The following is a 20,417-nucleotide window of genomic DNA, read 5'->3' on the forward strand; positions in this document are numbered from 1 at the left end:
GCGGTGGCTGGGGCATCCGGGGCGGTCACGGATGCCCTGGTATCGGCGGGCTGCATGTCGTCGACCGTAGGCCCGTCGCGGTTGATGCGTCCAATGCATGAAGCGTGGATGATCGATGCACTGGCGTATGAGTCGAGGTGGTGGCGCGTTGACCGGTCCTGAGTCGGTGGACGGTGGGGAACAGCGGTACCGGGCGGCCGAGTTGGGCCCGGACGAGCCGGCCGTGCTGCTGGCGCCCCGGCTGGCGCAGTTCGCGGCGGTGGCCCGGCTGGAGCACGTGACCCAGGCGGCCGCGCTGCTCGGGGTGCCGCAGCCGACGCTGTCGCGCGCGGTGGCCCGGCTGGAGGAGGAGCTGGGGGTGGAGCTGCTGGCCCGTCAGGGCCGGACGGTCCGGCTGACCAGGGCGGGCCGGCTGCTGCTGGCCTCGGTGGATCGGGCGCTGGCCGAGGTCGAGCGCGGCGCGCGGGCGGCCCGGGCGGAGGCGGACCCGGAGGTGGGGCTGGTGGCCTTCGGCTTCCTGCACACGATGGGGCCGGACACGGTGCCGGCGCTGCTGCGCGGCTTCCGGGCCGCGCGCCCGCGGGTGCGCTTCCAGCTGGTGCAGGACTACGGCGCGGCGATGCTGGAGCGGCTGCGGGCCGGTGAACTGGACCTCTGCCTGGTCGCGCCGCTGCCGGACGATCCGGCGTTCGTCGCCCGCCCGCTGGACGAGCAGCGCCTGCACCTGGTCGTCCCGGCGGACCACCGGCTCGCCGGGCGGCGGCGGATCCGGCTGGCCGAGGTGGCGGAGGAGCCGTTCGTCGGCCTGGAGCAGGGGTACGGGCTGCGCGCGATGACGGACGGCTTCTGCGCGCGGGCCGGGTTCGTGCCCCGGCTGGCGTTCGAGGGGGAGGAGGCGGAGACGCTGCGCGGGCTGGTGGCGGCCGGGCTGGGGGTGGCGCTGCTGCCGCCGGCCCTGGTGCCGCGGCCCGGGGTGGTGGAGCTGGAGGTGACGGCGCCGCGCACCCGGCGGGCGATCGGGCTGGCGTGGGCGGCGGGGCGGGCGCTGGCTCCACCGGCGGAGGCGTTCCGGGACTTCGTGCTCTCCCGGCGCGGCCGGCTGCTCCAGCACGACTGACGCTTTGGTGGATCGTATGGACCGGTCGGTGGAATTCCGGGGGTGCTTTGGACCATCCGGTGGTGTTCCCGGTGGTAGGTCTACGCGCGTAGGGGCTATATTTCCGCAATGGAAAAGCAGATCCCCGTCACCGCTGCGGGCACCGGCCCGCGCATCCCCACCGCCGACCAGATCCGCCGCGCGCCCAAGGTCCTCCTGCACGACCACCTGGACGGCGGGCTGCGCCCGGAGACCGTGGTCGAGCTGGCCGCCGCCGTCGGCTACCAGGGCCTCCCCACCACCGACCCCAAGGAACTCGGCGAGTGGTTCCGCGAGGCCGCCGACTCCGGCTCGCTGGTCCGCTACCTGGAGACCTTCGCGCACACCTGCGCCGTCATGCAGACCCGTGAGGCCCTGATCAAGGTCGCCGCCGACTGCGCCGAGGACCTGGCCGCCGACGGCGTCGTGTACGCCGAGGTCCGGTACGCCCCCGAGCAGCACCTGGAGGCCGGCCTGACCCTGGACGAGGTCGTCGAGGCCGTCCAGGAGGGCTTCCGCCTCGGCGAGGCCAACGCCCGCGCGGCCGGCCACCGGATCCGCATCGGCACCCTGATCACCGCGATGCGGCACGCCGCCCGCTCGCAGGAGATCGCGGAGCTGGCCAACCGCCACCGCGACCAGGGCGTCGTCGGCTTCGACATCGCGGGCGCCGAGGCCGGCTACCCCCCCACCCGCCACCAGGCCGCCTTCGACTACCTCAAGGGCGAGAACAACCACTTCACCATCCACGCCGGCGAGGCCTTCGGCCTGCCCTCGATCTGGGAGGCCCTGCAGTGCTGCGGCGCCGACCGGCTCGGCCACGGCGTGCGGATCGTCGACGACATCACGGTGGGCGAGGACGGCGCGGTCGAGCTCGGCCGACTGGCCGCGTACGTGCGCGACAAGCGCATCCCGCTGGAGATGTGCCCGACCTCCAACATCCAGACCGGCGCCGCCACTTCGTACGCCGAGCACCCGATCGGCCTGCTCAGCCGGCTGAAGTTCCGGGTCACCGTGAACACCGACAACCGGCTGATGAGCGGCACCAGCATGAGCCAGGAGTTCGGGCACGTCGTGGAGGCCTTCGGCTACACCCTGGGGGACCTGGAGTGGTTCACGGTGAACGCGATGAAGTCCGCGTTCCTGCCCTTCGACGAGCGGCTGGCGATGATCAACGACGTGATCAAGCCGGGCTTCGCCGAGCTGAAGGCGGAGTGGCTGTTCAGCGCGGGCACCGGCGGCAACTGAGCCGAGGGGTCGAGGCCCTGTCCGGTGGTCGGATGAACGGCCCACTTCGGCAAGGAAGTTGGCGTTCATCCGACTACTCACTCCAGTGAGTGAACGGCCTTTGGTTCCTGCGCGACCGGCTCACTACGGTGTGCCAGTCATTGCCGACCAGACACGGTGGCGGTCGCCCGTCCGCCCAACCCGTACGCGAGGCCGGCCACCGACGAGGACCCAAGGGGACGAACCATGAAGCAGGCTCTCAAGGCCGCCGGCACCGCGGCGCTCGGCATCGCCATCGCGGCGGTCGGCGCCGGCACCGCCTCCGCCGACGCAGCCCCGGCGCCCGGCGGCCTCGGGCTGCCCACCGGCGCGGTGACGAACCCCGCGGTGACCGGGGCGGTCACCGACACCGCCGCCAAGCTGCCCGGCGGCGACAAGGTCACCGGCACGCTGGGCACCCTCGCCCCGACCGCGGGCCACGCCGCCCCGGCCGCCGACGCGCCGCTCGCCGGCGTCACCCAGGAGCGCGCCGCCGTCCCGTCCGTCCCGGGCCTCGACAAGACCCCCATCGGTGGTCTGGCCGGCGCCCTCCCGGGGCTGCCGGGCCTGGGTGGCTGATCCGAGCCGCCGGCACGGCGACGGGCCGCCCGCCCCGGAGATCCCCGGGGCGGGCGGCCCGTCGCCGTTCTCGTCACCGGCCCTGAGGTGGGCCCGGGTCTCACGGCTCCTGGGGGAGGAGCACCCAGAGGGCGAGGTAGAGCAGGAACTGGGGGCCGGGCAGCAGGCAGGAGAGCAGGAAGATCAGGCGGACGGTCCACGGGGTCAGGCCGAAGCGCTCGGCGATCCCGGCGCAGACGCCGGCGATGACGCGGTTGTGACGGGGGCGGGCGAGACGAGAACTCATGCTCCCACCTCGCTTCGCTCGGCAGGGGCATTCGCCCACACGCGCCTCTCGATGGTTCGCTCGCTTCGCTCGCTCATGATCCACTCCTGACTTGCTCCGCACGGTGGCGGCCCGGTCCGGCCGGTCCGGCGGGGTACTTCCATACTGCTCCGCTGCCGCCCCGCGATCCTCAGCCCGCCAGGTGATTCCCCGCCCCGCCGGGTCACCGGCGAGGAGTAGCCGGAGGTCGGGGTCGCCCTCAGGGTGACCCTGAGGACCGGCCCGCCCGGCCCGCCGCCGCGGGCGGCCCCGGACGGCGGAAGGCCCGCCCGTCCCCGCTCGACGGCGGGTGACGGACGGGCCTTCCGGTGTGCGTACGGCGGGTGCCGCGCGATCAGCCCGCCGGGTGCGGCGGCTGCGGCGGGGTCGGCTGCGCGTACGGGTTGTCCGCCACCGGCTGCGGCGGGAGGCCCGGCTGGTACGGCGCGGCGCCCTGCGCCGGCGCGGCCTGGGGAGCGGCGGGCGGCACGGGGGCGCCGGCCTGCGGCGGCACCGGCGGGACGGGCGCGCCCGGCTGCGGGGCGTTGGGGTTGAACGGGGCCTGCGGGGCGTTCGGGTTGTACGGCGCCTGCGGCGCGTTGGGGTTGAACCCGGCGGCCTGCGCGGCGGCCTGGGCGGCGGCCTGCTGCTTGGCGTTGCTGCGCTCGGTGATCGCCTTCACCGAGTACACGATCATCGCGACCGGCAGGATGAACACCTTGAAGAAGATGTAGTACGTGCCCCCCTCGAAGACGAACGCGAGGTAGTAGGCGTACCCCAGGAAGCCGAGGCCGATGATGACGTTGAGGATCCGCAGGCCGACCTTCAGTCCGCCGGAGACGGCCCCGAGGACCAGCATGATGATGCCGCTGAGCGCCAGCAGCACGACGTACCAGGAGAACAGCGGTTCGGCGCTGAAGTCGAGATTGTTCAAGGGGGGGTTCCTGTGGGAGGGAAGAGAAAACGGCGGAACCGTTCGGGGACGAGAGCGCACAGTACTGGAGGCGGCCGACATCCGTCGCCGCCTTTACGTCACGGTGTCGTTGCGCTCTGCCGGACCGGCAATTGACGAGGTGGGAAATGACTGGGTATGAGGTGCTGCGGGTCTTTTGCGGGCCCGGAGGGGAGCACGGGAACGAGCTCGGGGTGGTGCGCGACGGCGCCGCCGTGCCGGAGCGCGCGGACCGGCAGCGGATCGCGCACGAACTCGGCTTCAGCGAGACGGTGTTCGTCGACGACCCGGAGCGCGGGGCGATCGACATCTACACCCCGTCGGTGCGCCTGCCCTTCGCCGGCCACCCGTGCGTGGGTGCCGCCTGGCTGCTCGGGGTGGACCGGCTGGTCACGGCCGCCGGCCCGGTGGGCGTGCGGCACGAGGACGGGCTGACCCGGATCGAGGCTCGGCCGGAGTGGGCTCCCGGGCGGACGCTGCGGCAGTACGGCTCGGCGGCCGAGGTGGAGGCGCTGGAGGTGCCGCCGCCGGGGGAGTGGATCTACGCCTGGGCCTGGCAGGACGAGACGGCCGGCACCGTCCGGGCACGGGCCTTCCCCGGGCGGGGGGACGGGATCGAGGAGGACGAGGCGACGGGCGCGGCCGCCCTGCTGCTGACCGCGCGGCTGGGCCGGGCGCTGACCGTCACCCAGGGCCGGGGCTCGCAGCTGATGACCGGGCCGCGCCCGGGCGGGCTGATCGAGGTCGGCGGCCGGGTGCTGCCCGGGCCGGTCCGGCCGACGGGCGGCCCCGCGAGCGCGCCCGACACCCCCTAGGCGCGCGGGCGGGCGGCGGGCGCGACGGCTGCCACCGACGGGGCGGTCGGCAGGGACACCCGGGGCGCCCGCGGCCGCCGTTCCCGCAGCAGGTGCCGCAGCCCGGGGACCAGCGCGAGGTGGGTGGCGGCCACGCCGACCACGGCGAACAGGATGTGGTCCACGTTGAGGACGTGCCCGGGCGTCCAGGAGGAGAGGAACTCCAGCACGGTCGCCAGCAGCGCGGAGACGCCGGTGGTGCGCAGGAAGGAGGGCAGCCACGGGGCCCGGAGGCGGCCGCCGGCCAGTGGCAGGAGGACGCCGAGCGGGGCCAGCAGCAGGAGTTCGCCGACCACCTGCCAGGCCGTGGAGGAGCGGAGCGAGGCCAGCGGCGTCAGGTTGGCGTCGTACACCCAGGCCACCGGCAGCGGTCTCAGGACGAGCCAGAGCACCAGCGTCAGGTGGCAGGCCAGGCCCGCCACTCCGGTCAGCCGGAGGGGACGGTGGACGTCCGCCGCCGGGCTGCTCTCGGTCCCCGCGCCGGAACGCTCGTCGCGTGTCCTGGTGCCATCTCGCTGCACGGGAGGGAGGACGTGGGCCGGTGGCACGGCGGTTCCACCCTGGGCGTGAACATTCCCGAACGCGCCCCCGGCCCCCGCCCCGCCGTCCCGGTCGGCCACCCGGCCACCGGTAGGGCTACTTGCAGGGCGCGGCCGTCGGCACCGCGCTGAACACGTTGTCCGGTGGCGGGCTGCCCGGCGCCACCACGGTGGGCGAGGGGCTCGGACTCGGGCTCGCGGACGCCTTGGCGGCGCCGCGGGCCTGGGTCATGGACGGCGCGGGGCCGGGCGGGGTGGCCAGCGCGGCCGGTACGTGCGGGGTGGTCGGGCAGGCCGTCCGGCTGGCCGGGGCGCCGGCGTCGACCGGTACGGCGGTGGGTCGGATGCCGCAGCCGGAGGCCAGCGCGAGCAGGAACAGCACGCCGACGGTGCGGCGCAGGGTGGTGGCGGGGGCGGTCACGTGGCGTCCTTGTCCTCGGCGGCGTCGCGCGCGGGGCCGTCCTCGGCCTCGCCCGCGGACGGCGGAGCCGGCGGGGCCAGCGGCAGCGCCAGGGTGAACACCGCGCCGACCTCCCCGTTCGCCGCCGTGATCGTCCCCCCGTGTATCTGGGCGTTGGCCATCGCGATCGACAGGCCCAGGCCGCTGCCCTCCGAGCGGGCCCGCCCCCGGTCCGCCTTGTAGAAGCGGTCGAAGACGTGCGGCAGCACGTCCTCCGGGATGCCCGGGCCGCTGTCGGAGACCTCGACCACGACCGAGTCCTCGGTCTGCCGGACCCGTACCCGCACCGGCGAGCCGCCGTGCTTGAGCGCGTTGCCGATCAGGTTGGCGAAGACCACGTCGAGCCGGCGCGGATCGACCACGGCCAGGATGCCGCGCGGGGCGTCCAGTTCGACCGCGTCGTACCAGGCCCGCCCGTCGATGCAGGACATGATCAGGTCGGCGATGTCCACCTCGTCGGCGACCAGCCTGGCGGTGCCGGCGTCGAAGCGGGTCACCTCCATCAGGTTCTCCACCAGGTCGGACAGCCGCCGGGTCTCGCTGACCACGAGCCGTACGGCCGGTTCGATCATCGGGTCCAGCGACTCGGCCTCGTCCTCCAGGATGTCGGTCACGGCGGTCATCGCGGTCAGCGGGGTGCGCAGCTCGTGCGACATGTCGGCGACGAACCGCCGGCTCTGCGCCTCGCGCGCGCTCAGCTCCTCGACCTGCTCGTGCAGCTGCTCCGCCGTCCGGTTGAACGTCCGCGCCAGGTCGGCGAGTTCGTCCGCGCCGTCGACCTCGAGCCGGGTGTCCAGGTGTCCTTCGCCGAGCCGCCGGGCGGCGTCGCCGAGCCGCTTGACCGGCCGCAGCACGGTGGCCGAGGCGGCCTGGGCGAGCAGCGCCGAGCCGATCAGCGCGAACAGCGTGGCGATGGCCAGCGACCAGCCCAGGGTGTTGAGGTCGGCCCGCTCGTTCTCCAGCGACTTGAACATGTACGCCGTCGGGCCGTTCGGCACCACCTTGGTGCCGCCGATCAGGAACGGCCGGCCCTCCAGGTTCTGCCGCTGCCAGTACAGGTGGTACGGGTACGGGTTGCTCTCGGTGACCTCGCGCGGCTTGGCGACGGTGGACTGCAGCGCGGCCGGCACGTCGGCCAGCGTGTAGCGCGTCGGGTCGGAGGACGGCGCGCACTCCGGGTGCGCCGGGTCGACCACCACCACGTCGTAACTCAGGCCGGAGCTGGCCACGTTGGACGCCAGCGCGGCGAGCTCCGGGCAGCTCGCGTTCAGTGGCAGCTCGGAGACGTTGCGGCTGAGCGAGACCCGGAAGTCGTTCAGCACGGTGTTCTGGGCGCGCTTGAGCACCGCGTCGCGGTTCAGCCAGTACGCGATGCCGGAGGCCGAGACGGCGGCGAGCAGCGCGACCGCCGCGAACACCGCGATCAGCCGCACCCGCAGGGAGCGCAGCCGTCGCCACCGGCCGGCCGGGAAGCGCCGGGCAGTCGTCTGATGGTCAGTCACAGGAGCCTGTCGTGGTACGGGAGTTCGGAGGTCGGAACGGGCGGCCCGGGCGGCCCGGGTTTCCGGTGGGGGGAGGGGCGTCAGGCCGGCGGGTCCAGCCGGTAGCCCACCCCGCGGACGGTGCGGATCAGCGTCGGCGCGGACGGCACGTCCTCGACCTTGGCCCGCAGCCGCTGCACACAGGCGTCCACCAGCCGGGAGTCGCCGAGGTAGTCGTGCTCCCAGACCAGCCGCAGCAGCTGCTGGCGGGAGAGCGCCTGGCCGGGGCGGCGGCTGAGTTCCAGCAGCAGCCGCAGCTCGGTCGGGGTGAGCTGGAGGTCCTGGCCGTCCTTGGTGACGGTCATCGCGGCTCGGTCGATCACCACGCTGCCGTACGCCGAGGAGTCCGAACTCTCCCGCTCGCCGCGCCGCAGCACCGCCCGGATCCGGGCGTCCAGCACGCGTGGCTGCACCGGCTTGACCACGTAGTCGTCCGCGCCGGACTCCAGGCCCACCACCACGTCGATGTCGTCCGAACGTGCGGTCAGCAGGATGATCGGCAGCTGGTCGGTGCGCCGGATCCGGCGGCACACTTCGAAGCCGTCGATTCCGGGCAGCATCACGTCCAGCACGATCAGGTCGGGCCGCTGCTCCTTGAAGAGCCTCAGACCGTCCTCGCCGGAGGCGGCGGTGGCCACGCGGTGGCCCTGGCGGGTGAGAGCGAGTTCGAGGCCGGTCCGGATGGCGTCGTCGTCCTCGATCAGTAGGAGGAAAGGCACGGCCCCATTTTGGCTCACCCGCAGCGTCGAATCACCCCCGATCCGCTCACCGACCGTACGGGAACCGGAAGGACCGCCACCGGCGTCCGGTACGGAGGGAGGCGGACCGGGACGAAAGGCCCACGCCTGTGACACCCCTGTGACAGTCGGCGGACAGCGCCATCACAACCGGCGGGCAGGATTTTCCATGTCGCCGCAGGACAGCGGGCCTCAGGGCCGGCTGGAGGGCGGCCACCGGAACCGCTCGTACCGACCCAGGGGGCGCACGATGAACGCCATGCTTCAGACCCGGACCAACCCGGCTGTCCGCACCGCGCGTTCGTCAGCCACCGCCCACCGGACCCGGTACGAGGTCAGGACCGACGAGAACTCCGGTGCCGTGACCGTACGGGGGTGCGCGCACAGCACCGGTGGAAACCCTGTCGCCCGCCGGGTGAGCGGCGGCGGCAGGACGGGGGAGCTGTACGGAATCGGCCGGCTGGGGAGTTCGGCCGACTCCGCCAACACCCTCACGCTGCGGGGGATCCTCCCCGTCCGCGTCGAGGGCACGGACACCCCGGGGGGGAACCGGGGGGCCGGGGGGAACGGTCTGCGGGCGGTCGGTTCGGGGGAACCGTCCGGTCGTGAGGCCGCCGGTGCGACGCTGCTGCGGCTGAACCCCGCCGCGGCCCGCACCACCGAGGCCGGACAGGGAGGCGCGCAGGGGGAGCACTCGGCCGCCGCGGAGGACCACATCACGGAGTTCACCGCGTACGTGCGCGAGCGCCGCGCCTCCCTGTACGCCACGGCGTACCACCTCACCGGTGACCGCTACGAGGCCGAGGACCTGCTGCAGAGCGCGCTCTTCAGCACCTACCGGGCCTGGGGCCGGATCACCGACAAGGCCGCGGTCGGGGGCTACCTCCGCCGCACCATGACCAACCTGCACATCTCCGCCTGGCGGCGCCGCAAGGTCAACGAGTACCCGACCGAGGAGCTGCCGGAGACGGCCGGCGACACCGACGCGATGGGCGGCACCGAGCTGCGCACCGTGCTCTGGCAGGCGCTGGCGAAGCTGCCGGAGAACCAGCGGACCATGCTGGTGCTGCGGTACTACGAGGGCAAGACCGACCCGGAGATCGCCGACGTGCTGGGGATCAGCGTCGGCACGGTCAAGAGCAGCATCTGGCGCGCCCTGCGCCGGCTGCGCGACGACGAGCACCTGAACACGTCGGGCGACATGGCCCGGGCGTTCGGCGAGCTGGTCGCCTGACAAAGTGAGACTCCCGTCGGGGGACGGGTGAAGAAAGGTCGCGGAATGCGGCGAGCGGCTCGGGGGAGCGTCGCCGAAGATTCGCGGCCGAAAGGACGGGCCCGGTGCGGGGGAGACGCACCGGGCCCGTTCTGCTGCTGTCGGTCGGCCCGCGTCCGTCGGCGCCGAGCACGGCCATGATCTCCAACTGCGGCGAGATCAGGATCCACAAGATGACCGACCCGAGCGGCTCCCCCAGCACCTTCAGCTACACCACCACCGGCGGCCTCACGCCGTCCAGCTTCAGCCTCTCCGACGGCCAGACCCGGGACTACGCCAGCATCCAGGCGGGCATCTACTCGGTCACCGAGCTCGACCCGACTCCGGCGTTCGACCTGGTGGACCTGAGCTGTGTGAGCGCCACCGGTCAGTCGGGGATCAACACCAGCGTGGCCCAACGCACGGCCACCATCGGACTGGTCGCCGGCGACGTGGTCGACTGCACGTACAGCAACCGGCAGCGCGGCGCGATCGTGATCAAGAAGGTCACCGATCCGGCGACAGACACCACCACCAGCTTCCCCTTCACCACGGGGGGCCTGAGCCCCGCGTCGTTCAGCCTGAACAACGGCGGCCAGCAGACCTTCAGCAACATCGTGCCCGGCTCCGGCTACAGCGTGGCCGAGCAGGTGCCGGCCGGCTGGAACCTGACCAGCGCGACCTGTGACAACGGCAGCCCGGTCACCAACATCTCGGTCACCGCCGGGCACACCACCACCTGCACCTTCAGGGACCAGGCCAACGGCAGCATCGCCATCCACAAGGCGGACGACGCCAGGTCGGCCAAGGGCCTGGCCGGCGCGGTCTTCACCCTCTACGTCGACAACCCGCCGACGGACGGCACCGTGCGCGGCCCCGAGGACACCGCGACCACCAAGACCTGCACCACGGACATCAACGGCAACTGCACCATCACCGACGTGGCCCCCGGCCAGTACTGGGTCGTGGAGACCACCGGTGTGCCCGGCTACGACCTGGCGGCGGACCAGAACGTCGTCGTCCAGCCCGGTCAGACGACCCAGCCGCTGAACTTCGTCGACCCGCGGAAGTTCACCGTGATCACGCTCGTCTGCACGGAGAGCGACAGCAAGCTCTACCCGAGCGACATCACTGTCGACGGCGAGCACAAGACCTCGCTCGCCACGGGTGGCGGCGGCTCGATCTCCGACGCGAACCTGTGCGCCCTGGGCGGTGCCCGGTACACCGGCAAGCACGTCGGGGACCACCCGGCCGACGTCAACATCCCGCAGTGATCGTGAGGTGATCCGACCGGCGGCCGTCGGGGCCTAGGCTCCGACGGCCGCCGGCTGCTGTGCGGCGACCGCGGTGATCCGTCGGGCGGCCTCAGGCCCGGCGCAGGCGTACGAGCCGAGGGCGACCTGCCGCCCGACGATCGACCGCTCGGCCCGCATCAGCCGAAAGCCCCGGCGCAGCAGCACCGGCAGCGATTTGCGGCCCTCCCGGACGTCCCGGCGCAGCCGGCGCCAGGCCGTGGTGAGCGCGCCGTTGCGCAGGCACAGGGCGTCGCCGAGCAGGCCTTCCGCGGCGCACTCGCCGGTGATCTCGGCCGCGAAGATGCCCTCGGCGATGAACGCGTGGGCGCCGCCCAGCTCCAGGGTGTGGGTGCCGATCCGGCCGTTGTCCGGGATCGAGTACACCGGGACGTCGGCGCGGCCGCATTCGTGCAGGGCGCGGATGGCGGCGACGGCCTGGTCGCGGTGCCAGGCCAGCGGGGTGTCCCAGTCGACGGCGCCGTCCGGCAGCCGCGGCAGGGTCGGGTCGTCCCCGTCCTTGTAGAAGTCGTCGAGCTGGAGCACCGGCAGGCCGCTGCACTCGGCGAGCGAGGACTTCCCCGACCCGGAGGGCCCGGAGAGCAGGATCACCCGGGCGTGCGAGGTCGGTGCGGGGTTCATGGGGGAGTCACTCACGGGACACCAGTCTGACGCATCCGGGCCCGTTGCCGAAACCGGTCGGTTCAGACCTTCTGCTGTGACTTCGGATCGGCGAGGGCGACGTGGACCATCGGCAGGTAGCGGCTGTCGACCTGGAGGTAGACCGGACGGCCGCCGCCGGGCGGCTGGTAGGCGGTGGCGGCCCAGTCCTGGCTGTGCCAGGTGTCGGGCTCGGGCTCGTGGAAGGTGCCGCCGGTGGGCAGCTCGATCCGGCCGAGCGCGCGCGAGCCGAAGGTCACCTTCACGGCGCCGGGGGTGATGCCCAACTTGCCGTTGACGTACGCGTGTTGCCAGCCGGGCCGGTCGGAGCGGGCCGAGCAGGGCACCCGTACGGACTTTCCGGCGGCCAGCCGGCGGCGGACCCGGGCCACGTGCCACGTGCGGATGAAACTGTCCGCGAACAGCGGCATCAGCTCGGCGATGATCTCTCCCACGCGGCCCCCTCGGTCGTTTCCGGTACGGACGATTCTGGTCCGCTCGGGTGCGCCCGGGGAGCGCCGAAAGTCGGCGGGCACGGTGACGAAAGTCGACGGACCCGCGCCAGGGGGGGAGAGGCGCGGGTCCGTCCAATGACCGTCCGGGCCCTAGGGGGGGTGAGGGCACTGGGGACGGCCAGTCTGTGGAGTTGTTGCCCGGAGAGGGCGGAGGGTCAGATACCCATCGGGTGCCAGACCGTCTTCGTCTCCAGGAACGAGAGTAGCCGCTCCGTACCGGGCGCATTGGTCCAGTCCTGGGCGAACGGGTCCAGCACCGGACGGACTACCCGCTTCAGGGTATCCGCGGCGGAGGCCTCCAGGGCCTGCGCCGCGCCGGGGCCGTCGGCGGCGATGGCACCGGTGAGGTCCAGCGCGTTGACGTCCTGGTGCGAGGCCAGGGTGGGGGCGATGTCCGCGGTCCTGCCCGAGATGATGTTGACCACGCCGCCCGGGACGTCCGAGGTGGCGAGCACCTCGCCCAGCGACAGCGCGGGCAGCGGGGCGTCCGCGGCGACCGCGACCACGACCGTGTTGCCGGTGGCGATCGCCGGGGCGATCACCGAGACCAGGCCGAGCAGCGAGTGCCCGTACCCGGCCTGCGGGGCGACGATCCCGACCACGCCGGTCGGCTCCGGGGCCGACAGGTTGAAGTACGGGCCGGCGACCGGGTTGGCGCCGCCCGCGATCTGGGCGACCTTGTCGGTCCAGCCCGCGTACCAGACCCAGCGGTCGATCGCGGCGTCCACCAGCGCGGCGGCCTTCTTCGGGCCGATGCCCTCGGAGACGGCCACCTCGGCGGCGAACTGCTCGCGCCGGCCCTGCAGCATCTCGGCGACCCGGTACAGCACCTGGCCGCGGTTGTACGCGGTGGTGCCGGCCCAGCCCTTGACCGCCGCGCGGGCGGCCAGGACGGCGTCCCGGGTGTCCTTGCGGGTGCCCAGCGGGGCGTTGGCGAGCCACTCGCCGTTCGAGTCCGTCACCTCGTACACCCGCCCGCTCTCGGAGCGCGGGAACTTCCCGCCGACGTACAGCTTGTAGGTCTTGAGGACGTCAAGACGCGCAACGACATCAGACATCGAGGTAGGCCTCCAGACCGTGGCGGCCACCCTCGCGGCCGTAGCCCGACTCCTTGTAGCCGCCGAACGGCGAGGTCGGGTCGAACTTGTTGAAGGTGTTGGCCCAGACCACACCGGCCTTGAGCTTGTTCGCCATCCAGAGGATGCGCGAGCCCTTCTCCGTCCAGATGCCGGCGGAGAGGCCGTACGGGGTGTTGTTGGCCTTCGCGACCGCCTCTTCGGGGGTGCGGAAGGTCAGCACCGACAGGACCGGGCCGAAGATCTCCTCCTGGGCGATCCGGTGGGCCTGGCTGACGCCGGTGAACAGGGTCGGCCTGAACCAGAAGCCGGTGCCCGGGAGCTCACAGGCCGGCGACCAGCGCTCGGCGCCCTCGGCCTCGCCGGCGTCGGTCAGCGCGGTGATCCGGGCCAGCTGCTCGGCCGAGTTGATGGCACCGATGTCGGTGTTCTTGTCCAGCGGGTCGCCGACCCGCAGGGTGCCCATCCGGCGCTTCAGGGCGTCCAGCAGCTCGTCCTGGACCGACTCCTGGACCAGCAGGCGCGAACCCGCGCAGCAGACGTGGCCCTGGTTGAAGAAGATGCCGTTGACGATGCCCTCGACCGCCTGGTCGATCGGCGCGTCGTCGAAGACGATGTTGGCCGCCTTGCCGCCCAGCTCCAGCGAGAGCTTCTTGCGGGTGCCGGCCAGCTGCTTGGCGATCGCCCGGCCGACCGGGGTCGAGCCGGTGAAGGCGACCTTGTTGACGTCCGGGTGGGCCGTCAGCGCGGCGCCGGTGCGGCCGTCGCCGGTGACGATGTTGACGACGCCCTTCGGCAGACCGGCCTGGCGGCAGATCTCGGCGAAACGCAGCGCGGTCAGCGGGGTGGTCTCGGCCGGCTTCAGGACGACCGTGTTGCCGGTCGCCAGCGCGGGCGCGATCTTCCACGCCAGCATCAGCAGCGGGAAGTTCCACGGGATGACCTGGCCGGCCACGCCCAGCGGCTTCGGGTTCGGCCCGTAGCCGGCGTAGTCGAGCTTGTCGGCCCAGCCCGCGTAGTAGAAGAAGTGCGCGGCGACCAGCGGCAGGTCGACGTCGCGGGTCTCGCGGATCGGCTTGCCGTTGTCGATCGACTCCAGCACGGCCAGCTCGCGGCTGCGCTCCTGGATGATCCGGGCGATCCGGAACAGGTACTTGGCGCGCTCGCTGCCCGGCAGCGCCGACCAGTCGGTGAAGGCCTTGCGGGCGGCGGCGACCGCGCGGTCGACGTCCTCGTCGGTGCCCTGGGCGAACTCGGCGAGCACCTGCTCGGTGGCCGGGTTGACCGTCTTCAGGGCCTCGCTGCCGGAGGAGTCGACGAACTCGCCGCCGATGAAGTGGCCGTAGGAGCTGGCGATGTCGCCCGCGGCGGCGGGGGACTCGGGGGCCGGGGCGTAGCTGAAGAGGCCGCCGGCGGGCTTGGCCGCGGGCTCCTCGGTGTTCTTCTTCTTGGCCATGGTGATCAGTCCACCGTCACGTAGTCGGGGCCGGAGTAGCGGCCGGTGGCCAGCTTCTGGCGCTGCATCAGCAGGTCGTTGAGCAGGCTGGAGGCGCCGAAGCGGAACCAGTGCGGGCTCAGCCAGTCGTCGCCGAGGGTCTCGTTGACCATCACCAGGTACTTCATGGCGTCCTTGGTGGTCTTGATCCCGCCGGCGGGCTTCACGCCGACCTGGACGCCGGTGGCCGCGCGGAAGTCGCGGACGGCTTCCAGCATCAGCAGGGTGACCGGCGGGGTCGCGTTGACGGCGACCTTGCCGGTGGAGGTCTTGATGAAGTCGGCGCCGGCCAGCATCGCCAGCCAGGAGACCCGGCGGACGTTGTCGTAGGTCTGCAGCTCGCCGGTCTCGAAGATCACCTTGAGATGGGCGGAGCTGCCGTCGGGGCGCTTGCACGCCTCCTTGACGGCGACGATCTCGTTGAACACGTCGAGGTAGCGGCCGGAGAGGAAGGCGCCGCGGTCGATCACCATGTCGATCTCGTCGGCGCCCGCGGCCACCGCGTCGGCGGTGTCGGCGAGCTTGACCGGGAGGGCGGCGCGGCCGGCCGGGAAGGCGGTGGCCACCGAGGCGACCTGGATGTCGGTGCCCTGCAGGGCGGCCTTCGCGGTGGCGACCATGTCCGGGTAGACACAGATGGCGGCGACGCGGGGGGTGGTCGGGTCGGTCGGGTCGGGGGTCCTGCCCTTGGCGCACAGTGCGCGCACCTTGCCGACCGTGTCCGCGCCCTCCAGCGTGGTCAGGTCGATCATCGAGATCGCCAGGTCGATGGCATAGGCCTTCGCCGTGGTCTTGATCGAGCGGGTACCGAGGGTGGCGGCACGCGCCTCAAGGCCGACCTGGTCGACGCCGGGCAGGCCGTGCAGAAAGCGGCGGAGCGAGGCCTCGGACGCCGCAACGTCCTGAAGGCCGCTGCCCGCAACGCCGGGGGCATTGGCTGCAACAGTGGACATAGTCACCAGACCAGCATATCTACGCGCGTAGTAGACCGCCAGAGCGGCCGCCTTTCGTGGCCGGACCGAGACCTCATGGTGAGAGGCATGGGGCAGAATCGACGCCATGACCGATTCCGACGGCAAGCCCCACCAGGGCCCCGCCGCCCCCGACGGGGAACCCGAGTACGCGGACCGCGTGTACCGCTCCGTTCCCGGTGTGATCTCCGGAGTGCTGCTGCTGGCCGTCGCCGCCTGGCTGATCGGCGACGCGGTGGTGACCGGGACGGGGAAGACCCCGTACGTCTCGCTCGCCGCGGTGCCGGTGTTCGCCTTCCCGGTGATCGCCTACACGCTGCGCCCGCAGGTGCGGGCGAGCCGCAGCCGGCTGGTGGTGCGCAACCCGTGGCGGACCGTCGTCGCGCCCTGGGCCTCGGTGGAGGCGCTGCGCGCCGGGTACTCGGTCGAGCTGCTCGCCGGCGGCCGGAAGTACCAGGTGTGGGCGGTGCCCGTCTCGCTGCGCCAGCGCAAGCGCGCCACCCGCGCCCAGAGCCGGGGCAACGCCGAGCACGCCTCCCGGACCGGCCTGGGGATGGGCCTCGCCGCCCGCACCAACCCCGTCGTCCAGGGCTCGCCCGATCCGACCCGCGCCTGGTCCGACCAGGTCACCGACGTGTTGCAGGAGATGGCCGAACGCAACGCCGCCCGCCCCGACGCGGCCGGGCCGGTCGTGGTGCGCTGGTGCTGGTGGGCGATCGTCCCCACCCTGGTGGGCCTGATCGCGCTGATCACGGTCATCGCCGTCTGAGGCCGGACTTCGTACACGAGAGGGCCCGCCGGCAGGTGACCGGCGGGCCCTCTCGTGTACGGGTGATCAGATGCCGGCGGCTGCGGCGAGGTCGCGCTTGATGGTGTCGAGGAGGGCGGCCGCACGCTCCCGGGTGGTGGCGAGCTCGGCGGCGGAGGCGACCGGGAGGACGACCTCCAGGTAGCACTTGAGCTTGGGCTCGGTGCCGGAGGGGCGGACCACGATGCGGGCCGAGCGGACGGCCTCGCCGGCCAGGTAGTAGCGCAGGCCGTCGGTGGGCGGCAGCTCGGCGGAGCCGGCGGCCAGGTCGTCGGCGCGGGTGACGGTCAGGCCGGCCAGGACGGTCGGGGGCTGCTCGCGCAGGCGGCGCATGGCGTCGGCGATCAGCGAGAGGTCCTGGACCCGGACGGAGAGCTGGTCGGTGGCGTGCAGGCCGTGTTCCAGCGCCAGGTCGTCGAGCAGGTCGGACAGGGTGCGGCCGGACTTCTTGAGGGTGGCGGCGAGCTCGGCGACCAGCAGGGCGGCGGTGATGCCGTCCTTGTCCCGGACGCCCTGCGGGTCGACGCAGTAGCCGAGCGCCTCCTCGTAGCCGTAGCGCAGGCCCTCGGTGCGGGAGATCCACTTGAAGCCGGTCAGCGTCTCGGCGTAGTCCAGGCCCGCGGCCTCGGCGATCCGGCCGAGCAGGGTGGCGGAGACGATGGTGGTGGCGAAGGTGCCCTCGGCCTTCTTCGCGACCAGGGCCGAGCCGAGCAGCGCGCCGACCTCGTCGCCGCGCAGCATCCGCCAGCCGGAGGTGCCGTTGCCGCTGCCGGCCGCGTTGCCGTTGACGGGGACGGCCACCGCGCAGCGGTCGGCGTCCGGGTCGTTGGCGATCACGATGTCCGGGCCGACCGAGGCGGCGGTGCGGAAGGCGAGGTCCATCGCCCCCGGCTCCTCCGGGTTGGGGAAGGCCACGGTCGGGAAGTCCGGGTCGGGCTCGGCCTGTTCGGCGACCACGGTGGGCGCGGGGAAGCCGGCCCGGCGGAAGGCGGCGACCAGGGTGTCGCGGCCGACGCCGTGCATCGGGGTGTAGACGACGTCGAGCTCGCGCGGGCTGTGCGGGTCCACGATGGAGACGGCGCGGGCCAGGTAGGCCTCGATGACGTCCTCGCCGAGCACCTCCCAGCCGTCCTCGGCGAGCGGGACCTCGGCCAGCGAGCCGATCGCGTCGATCTCGGCGGCGATCCCGGCGTCGGCCGGCGGGACGATCTGCGAGCCGTCGCCCAGGTAGACCTTGTAGCCGTTGTCCTGCGGCGGGTTGTGGCTGGCGGTGACGGTGACGCCGGCGGCCGCGCCCAGGTGGCGGATGGCGAAGGCGAGCACCGGGGTGGGCAGCGGGCGGGGCAGCAGCGCGGCGCGCAGGCCGGCGCCGACCACCACGGCGGCGGTGTCGCGGGCGAAGTCGTACGACTTGTGCCGGGCGTCGTAGCCGATGACGACCAGGTCGCCCAGGCCCTGCTTGCGGACGTACGCGACCAGGCCGGCGGCGGCCCGGATCACCACGGCGCGGTTCATCCGCATCGGGCCGGCGCCGAGTTCGCCGCGCAGGCCGGCGGTGCCGAACTGGAGGCGGTCGGAGAAGCGCTCGGCGAGGTCGGCCCAGGCGAGCTTGCTGTCCGACTCGGCGTCCGGGCCCTCGGCCAGGGCGAGCAGGGCGCTGAGCTCCTCGCGGGTCTGCGGGTCGGGGTCCTCGGCCAGCCAGGCCCGGGCTCGGGCGAGGAGGTCGGTGGTGGGTGCCTGGGACATGGCTGCCAGCTCCATCGGGAAGTGCGTCGGTGTGTCGGCCGGAGGGTTCCGCTAAGACCGGAGGGTTCCGCAAAGAAGGGGTTGCGCATGCGGACGGGGCCCCCGGGAAGGCGTGATCAGCGGATCACGCCGCCCGTGGGCCCCGTCACTCATGCATTCTGCGCCTGGTGGGCGTCAGATCCGCTCAAGGACCTTCGCCAGCAGCTCGCCCATGCGCTCGGCGGAGGCCTTGCCGGCCTCCAGGACCTCTTCGTGGTTGAGCGGCTCGCCGGTCATGCCGGCGGCCAGGTTGGTGACCAGGGAGATGCCGAGCACCTCGGAGCCGGCCTCGCGGGCGGCGATGGCCTCCAGGGTGGTGGACATGCCGACCAGCTCGCCGCCGATCACCCGGGCCATGTTGACCTCGGCCGGGGTCTCGTAGTGCGGGCCGCGGAACTGCACGTAGACGGCCTCGTCCAGGGACGGGTCGACCTCGTGGCAGAGCGTGCGCAGGCGCTTGGAGTACAGGTCGGTGAGGTCGACGAAGTTGGCGCCGACGATCGGGGAGTCCGCGGTCAGGTTGATGTGGTCGCTGATCAGGACCGGCTGACCCGGGGTCCAGCCCTGGCGCAGGCCGCCGCAGCCGTTGGTCAGCACGATGATGCCGCAGCCGGCCGCGGCGGCGGTGCGCACGCCGTGGACGACGGTGGCCACGCCGTGGCCCTCGTAGTAGTGGTTGCGGCCGAGGAAGATCAGGGCGCGCTTGTCGCCGATCTTCACCGAGCGGATCTTGCCGGCGTGGCCGGCGACGGCGGGGGCGGGGAAGCCGGGCAGGTCGGTGACCGGGAACTCGGCCACGGTCTCGCCCAGGGCGTCGGCGGCCGGCACCCAGCCGGAGCCCATCACCAGGGCGACGTCGTGCCGCTCGGCACCGGTCAGCTCGCGCAGGCGCTCGGCGGCGGCCTGGGCGGCGGCGTAGGGGTCGGCGGAGACGACCGACTGAGGAGAAGCGTTCACGGGTCCGAGGATAGACGGGAATCGGCTACGCGCGTAGAAAATCCGTCTCGGCGTGCCGGATCGTTACCCGGTTGGCCCGAAAGCACAGCTCGGTGGCGCCTTTCGGGTGACGGGTCTCGTCGGTTCCGACAGCTGCGGATCCGGCTCACAGCCGTTTCACGCTGCGCAGCCCCTTCGCGTACATGCCGTTGTCGTCCAGGCGCGCCGTGCCGCCTTTGTCGCCGAAGGTCGGGCCGTCCGCCTCCTCCCGGCTGGAGATGTACCGGGGGTGGCCGTCGGTGTCCAGGCCGAGGTAGATGCCGGTGTGGTCGAGCCGGGCGCCGGTACGGGCGTCGATCTCGAAGAACACCAGGTCACCGGGTTGCAGCGGGTCGATCGAGGCCGGGCGCAGGGTGGTGTCCGAGCCGGCGGCGGTGGCCAGCGGGATCACCGGGACGCCGGGGCCGAGCCGGGCCAGGCCGTTGGCGGTGCGCGGCAGTCCGGGGCCGGCCGCGTCCTTGGAGAGCAGCGGGTAGCCGGAGCGGTAGCCGTAGACCATCCGGACGAAACCCGAACAGTCGAAGGCGCCGTAGCGGGTCTTGTCGGGCTGCTTGGTCACCTTGTCGGCGAACGTGTACGGAACGCCGAGGTAGTCGACGAAATCGGTCTGCTCCAGCCGCAGGTCGTTGCCGGCCGAACCGTTCGGATTGAGCGGGCCGAAGGAGGCGTCGCCTTTGAAGCGCACGCCCTTGGCGTCCTTCTCGGCCGGCGCCCCGGCCACGTACTGGGTGGCGGCCGCCAGGACGTCGTCGGCGGTGGAGCCCAGCGACTGCTGGAACCAGGCGCGGAACCAGCCCTCCTGCTCGGCGCCCGGCTTCCACGGCTGCGGCATCAGCCGCACCCAGCTGTCGGTCACCACGGTGGCGGTGGTGGTGCCCGGCTCGGCGAAGGTGCGGCTGGGGCCCGCCAGGACGGCGGTGCGGGCGTTGTCGGTGAGCGTGGCGACCACGCCGCCGCGGGCGTCCCGGACCACCGTGCGGTCCGGTCCGGCCAGCCGCTCGTAGCGGTACCGGGCGGGCGCGGCGGCGGCCGTGGCGGCGTCGGGGGCGGCGGTGGTGGTGATCAGCGGCGCGCTGCTGCCCGCCGCCGGCTGCCGGTCGCGGTCCCGGAGCTGGACGGTCAGGTAGCCGCTGGCGGCCAGCAGCGTCACGGCGAGACCGCCGCTGAGCAGGGACTTGCGGGTCACTGGCATGGGGGTTC

General features: G+C 73.0%; 21 protein-coding genes. 7 read left to right on the forward strand and 14 right to left on the reverse strand.

Translation table 11 applies throughout. From position 1 onward, the window contains the following. The first annotated feature begins 166 nt into the window (after positions 1-166). The 3 genes from OP86_RS08485 to OP86_RS37870 all read left to right on the forward strand — a co-directional run bounded on the left by OP86_RS08485 (position 167) and on the right by OP86_RS37870 (position 2,980). Positions 167-1,117, forward strand: coding sequence for a LysR family transcriptional regulator (locus OP86_RS08485; RefSeq protein WP_030059083.1), 951 nt, complete (start codon positions 167-169; stop codon positions 1,115-1,117). Between the two features lie 108 nt (positions 1,118-1,225). Then, positions 1,226-2,383 carry an adenosine deaminase gene (locus OP86_RS08490; RefSeq protein ID WP_030257445.1) on the forward strand — a complete coding sequence of 386 codons (1,158 nt, stop codon included), beginning with the start codon at positions 1,226-1,228 and terminating at the stop codon, positions 2,381-2,383. A gap of 225 nt (positions 2,384-2,608) precedes the next feature. Next, on the forward strand, positions 2,609-2,980 hold the full coding sequence (locus OP86_RS37870; RefSeq protein ID WP_030257448.1) for a hypothetical protein: 372 nt from the start codon (positions 2,609-2,611) through the stop codon (positions 2,978-2,980). A gap of 100 nt (positions 2,981-3,080) precedes the next feature. Here the strand turns inward: OP86_RS37870 and OP86_RS08500 are convergent, their stop codons facing one another. Together OP86_RS08500 and OP86_RS35700 are read right to left on the reverse strand one after the other, a co-directional pair. Further along, complete coding sequence (locus tag OP86_RS08500; RefSeq protein WP_030059080.1) at positions 3,081-3,266, reverse strand: PspC domain-containing protein; 186 nt, start codon at positions 3,264-3,266, stop codon at positions 3,081-3,083. 373 nt (positions 3,267-3,639) lie between these two features. Next, positions 3,640-4,218 carry a hypothetical protein gene (locus OP86_RS35700; RefSeq protein ID WP_063832330.1) on the reverse strand — a complete coding sequence of 193 codons (579 nt, stop codon included), beginning with the start codon at positions 4,216-4,218 and terminating at the stop codon, positions 3,640-3,642. Between the two features lie 146 nt (positions 4,219-4,364). On the opposite strand from OP86_RS35700, the gene OP86_RS08510 reads away from it, so the two are divergent. Further along, entirely contained in the window at positions 4,365-5,051 is a 687-nt protein-coding gene (locus OP86_RS08510) for a PhzF family phenazine biosynthesis protein (protein WP_030059075.1), read from the forward strand. Here the strand turns inward: OP86_RS08510 and OP86_RS08515 are convergent. From OP86_RS08515 to OP86_RS08530, 4 genes are all read right to left on the reverse strand, one after another. Further along, the gene (locus OP86_RS08515; protein ID WP_234434938.1) at positions 5,048-5,611 is read right to left on the reverse strand and encodes a VanZ family protein; all 564 of its coding nucleotides are present in this window, start codon (positions 5,609-5,611) and stop codon (positions 5,048-5,050) included. The two genes, OP86_RS08510 and OP86_RS08515, sit on opposite strands and share 4 nt — an antisense overlap. 115 nt (positions 5,612-5,726) lie before the next feature. Continuing rightward, entirely contained in the window at positions 5,727-6,050 is a 324-nt protein-coding gene (locus OP86_RS08520) for a hypothetical protein (protein ID WP_030059069.1), read from the reverse strand. Beyond that, positions 6,047-7,591, reverse strand: a complete 1,545-nt coding sequence (locus OP86_RS08525; RefSeq protein WP_051829863.1) for a sensor histidine kinase — start codon at positions 7,589-7,591, stop codon at positions 6,047-6,049. The genes OP86_RS08520 and OP86_RS08525 overlap by 4 nt, the downstream gene beginning before the upstream one ends. A gap of 80 nt (positions 7,592-7,671) precedes the next feature. Then, positions 7,672-8,349 (reverse strand): response regulator transcription factor, encoded by a 678-nt coding sequence (locus tag OP86_RS08530; protein WP_030257458.1) that lies wholly within the window; start codon positions 8,347-8,349, stop codon positions 7,672-7,674. A gap of 589 nt (positions 8,350-8,938) precedes the next feature. On the opposite strand from OP86_RS08530, the gene OP86_RS34260 reads away from it, so the two are divergent. Both OP86_RS34260 and OP86_RS08540 read left to right on the forward strand, forming a co-directional pair. After that, complete coding sequence (locus OP86_RS34260; protein WP_078588745.1) at positions 8,939-9,601, forward strand: SigE family RNA polymerase sigma factor; 663 nt, start codon at positions 8,939-8,941, stop codon at positions 9,599-9,601. Between the two features lie 104 nt (positions 9,602-9,705). Further along, complete coding sequence (locus OP86_RS08540; RefSeq protein WP_157849699.1) at positions 9,706-10,893, forward strand: MSCRAMM family protein; 1,188 nt, start codon at positions 9,706-9,708, stop codon at positions 10,891-10,893. 33 nt (positions 10,894-10,926) lie between these two features. Here the strand turns inward: OP86_RS08540 and OP86_RS08545 are convergent, their stop codons facing one another. The 5 genes from OP86_RS08545 to deoC all read right to left on the reverse strand — a co-directional run bounded on the left by OP86_RS08545 (position 10,927) and on the right by deoC (position 15,610). Continuing rightward, the gene (locus OP86_RS08545) at positions 10,927-11,568 is read right to left on the reverse strand and encodes an ATP-binding protein (protein ID WP_078588732.1); all 642 of its coding nucleotides are present in this window, start codon (positions 11,566-11,568) and stop codon (positions 10,927-10,929) included. A 47-nt stretch (positions 11,569-11,615) separates the two neighbouring features. After that, positions 11,616-12,026, reverse strand: a complete 411-nt coding sequence (locus tag OP86_RS08550) for a hypothetical protein (protein ID WP_030257463.1) — start codon at positions 12,024-12,026, stop codon at positions 11,616-11,618. Between the two features lie 215 nt (positions 12,027-12,241). Further along, the gene (locus OP86_RS08555) at positions 12,242-13,144 is read right to left on the reverse strand and encodes an aldehyde dehydrogenase family protein (RefSeq protein WP_030059059.1); all 903 of its coding nucleotides are present in this window, start codon (positions 13,142-13,144) and stop codon (positions 12,242-12,244) included. Beyond that, positions 13,137-14,618, reverse strand: coding sequence for an aldehyde dehydrogenase family protein (locus OP86_RS08560; protein ID WP_030059058.1), 1,482 nt, complete (start codon positions 14,616-14,618; stop codon positions 13,137-13,139). The genes OP86_RS08555 and OP86_RS08560 overlap by 8 nt, the downstream gene beginning before the upstream one ends. 5 nt (positions 14,619-14,623) lie before the next feature. After that, positions 14,624-15,610, reverse strand: a complete 987-nt coding sequence (gene deoC / locus OP86_RS08565) for a deoxyribose-phosphate aldolase (RefSeq protein WP_030059056.1) — start codon at positions 15,608-15,610, stop codon at positions 14,624-14,626. Positions 15,611-15,716: 106 nt separating this feature from the next. On the opposite strand from deoC, the gene OP86_RS08570 reads away from it, so the two are divergent. Further along, a complete protein-coding gene (locus tag OP86_RS08570) occupies positions 15,717-16,397 on the forward strand; it encodes a PH domain-containing protein (protein ID WP_030059055.1) in 681 nt (226 codons plus the stop codon). A gap of 66 nt (positions 16,398-16,463) precedes the next feature. Here the strand turns inward: OP86_RS08570 and OP86_RS08575 are convergent, their stop codons facing one another. The 3 genes from OP86_RS08575 to OP86_RS08585 all read right to left on the reverse strand — a co-directional run bounded on the left by OP86_RS08575 (position 16,464) and on the right by OP86_RS08585 (position 20,409). Beyond that, positions 16,464-18,182: a phospho-sugar mutase gene (locus OP86_RS08575; protein WP_030059053.1), complete on the reverse strand. Its 1,719-nt coding sequence runs from the start codon at positions 18,180-18,182 to the stop codon at positions 16,464-16,466. Between the two features lie 174 nt (positions 18,183-18,356). Continuing rightward, a complete protein-coding gene (locus OP86_RS08580; protein ID WP_030059052.1) occupies positions 18,357-19,178 on the reverse strand; it encodes a purine-nucleoside phosphorylase in 822 nt (273 codons plus the stop codon). 145 nt (positions 19,179-19,323) lie between these two features. Then, the gene (locus OP86_RS08585; RefSeq protein ID WP_030257466.1) at positions 19,324-20,409 is read right to left on the reverse strand and encodes a C40 family peptidase; all 1,086 of its coding nucleotides are present in this window, start codon (positions 20,407-20,409) and stop codon (positions 19,324-19,326) included. Positions 20,410-20,417 lie beyond the last annotated feature (8 nt).

This window comes from Streptomyces novaecaesareae (genome assembly GCF_000716875.1).
Lineage (GTDB): Bacteria > Actinomycetota > Actinomycetes > Streptomycetales > Streptomycetaceae > Kitasatospora > Kitasatospora novaecaesareae.

What these genes read in the sequence shown, in the direction of transcription:
- OP86_RS08490 (WP_030257445.1), top strand. Translation starts at nt 1,226, where the DNA reads ATGGAAAAGCAGATCCCCGTCACCGCTGCGGGCACCGGCCCGCGCATC.
- OP86_RS37870 (WP_030257448.1), top strand. Translation starts at nt 2,609, where the DNA reads ATGAAGCAGGCTCTCAAGGCCGCCGGCACCGCGGCGCTCGGCATCGCC.
- OP86_RS08500 (WP_030059080.1), bottom strand. Translation starts at nt 3,266, where the DNA reads ATGAGTTCTCGTCTCGCCCGCCCCCGTCACAACCGCGTCATCGCCGGC.
- OP86_RS08510 (WP_030059075.1), top strand. Translation starts at nt 4,365, where the DNA reads ATGACTGGGTATGAGGTGCTGCGGGTCTTTTGCGGGCCCGGAGGGGAG.
- OP86_RS08555 (WP_030059059.1), bottom strand. Translation starts at nt 13,144, where the DNA reads ATGTCTGATGTCGTTGCGCGTCTTGACGTCCTCAAGACCTACAAGCTG.
- OP86_RS08560 (WP_030059058.1), bottom strand. Translation starts at nt 14,618, where the DNA reads ATGGCCAAGAAGAAGAACACCGAGGAGCCCGCGGCCAAGCCCGCCGGC.
- deoC (WP_030059056.1), bottom strand. Translation starts at nt 15,610, where the DNA reads ATGTCCACTGTTGCAGCCAATGCCCCCGGCGTTGCGGGCAGCGGCCTT.
- OP86_RS08570 (WP_030059055.1), top strand. Translation starts at nt 15,717, where the DNA reads ATGACCGATTCCGACGGCAAGCCCCACCAGGGCCCCGCCGCCCCCGAC.
- OP86_RS08575 (WP_030059053.1), bottom strand. Translation starts at nt 18,182, where the DNA reads ATGTCCCAGGCACCCACCACCGACCTCCTCGCCCGAGCCCGGGCCTGG.
- OP86_RS08585 (WP_030257466.1), bottom strand. Translation starts at nt 20,409, where the DNA reads ATGCCAGTGACCCGCAAGTCCCTGCTCAGCGGCGGTCTCGCCGTGACG.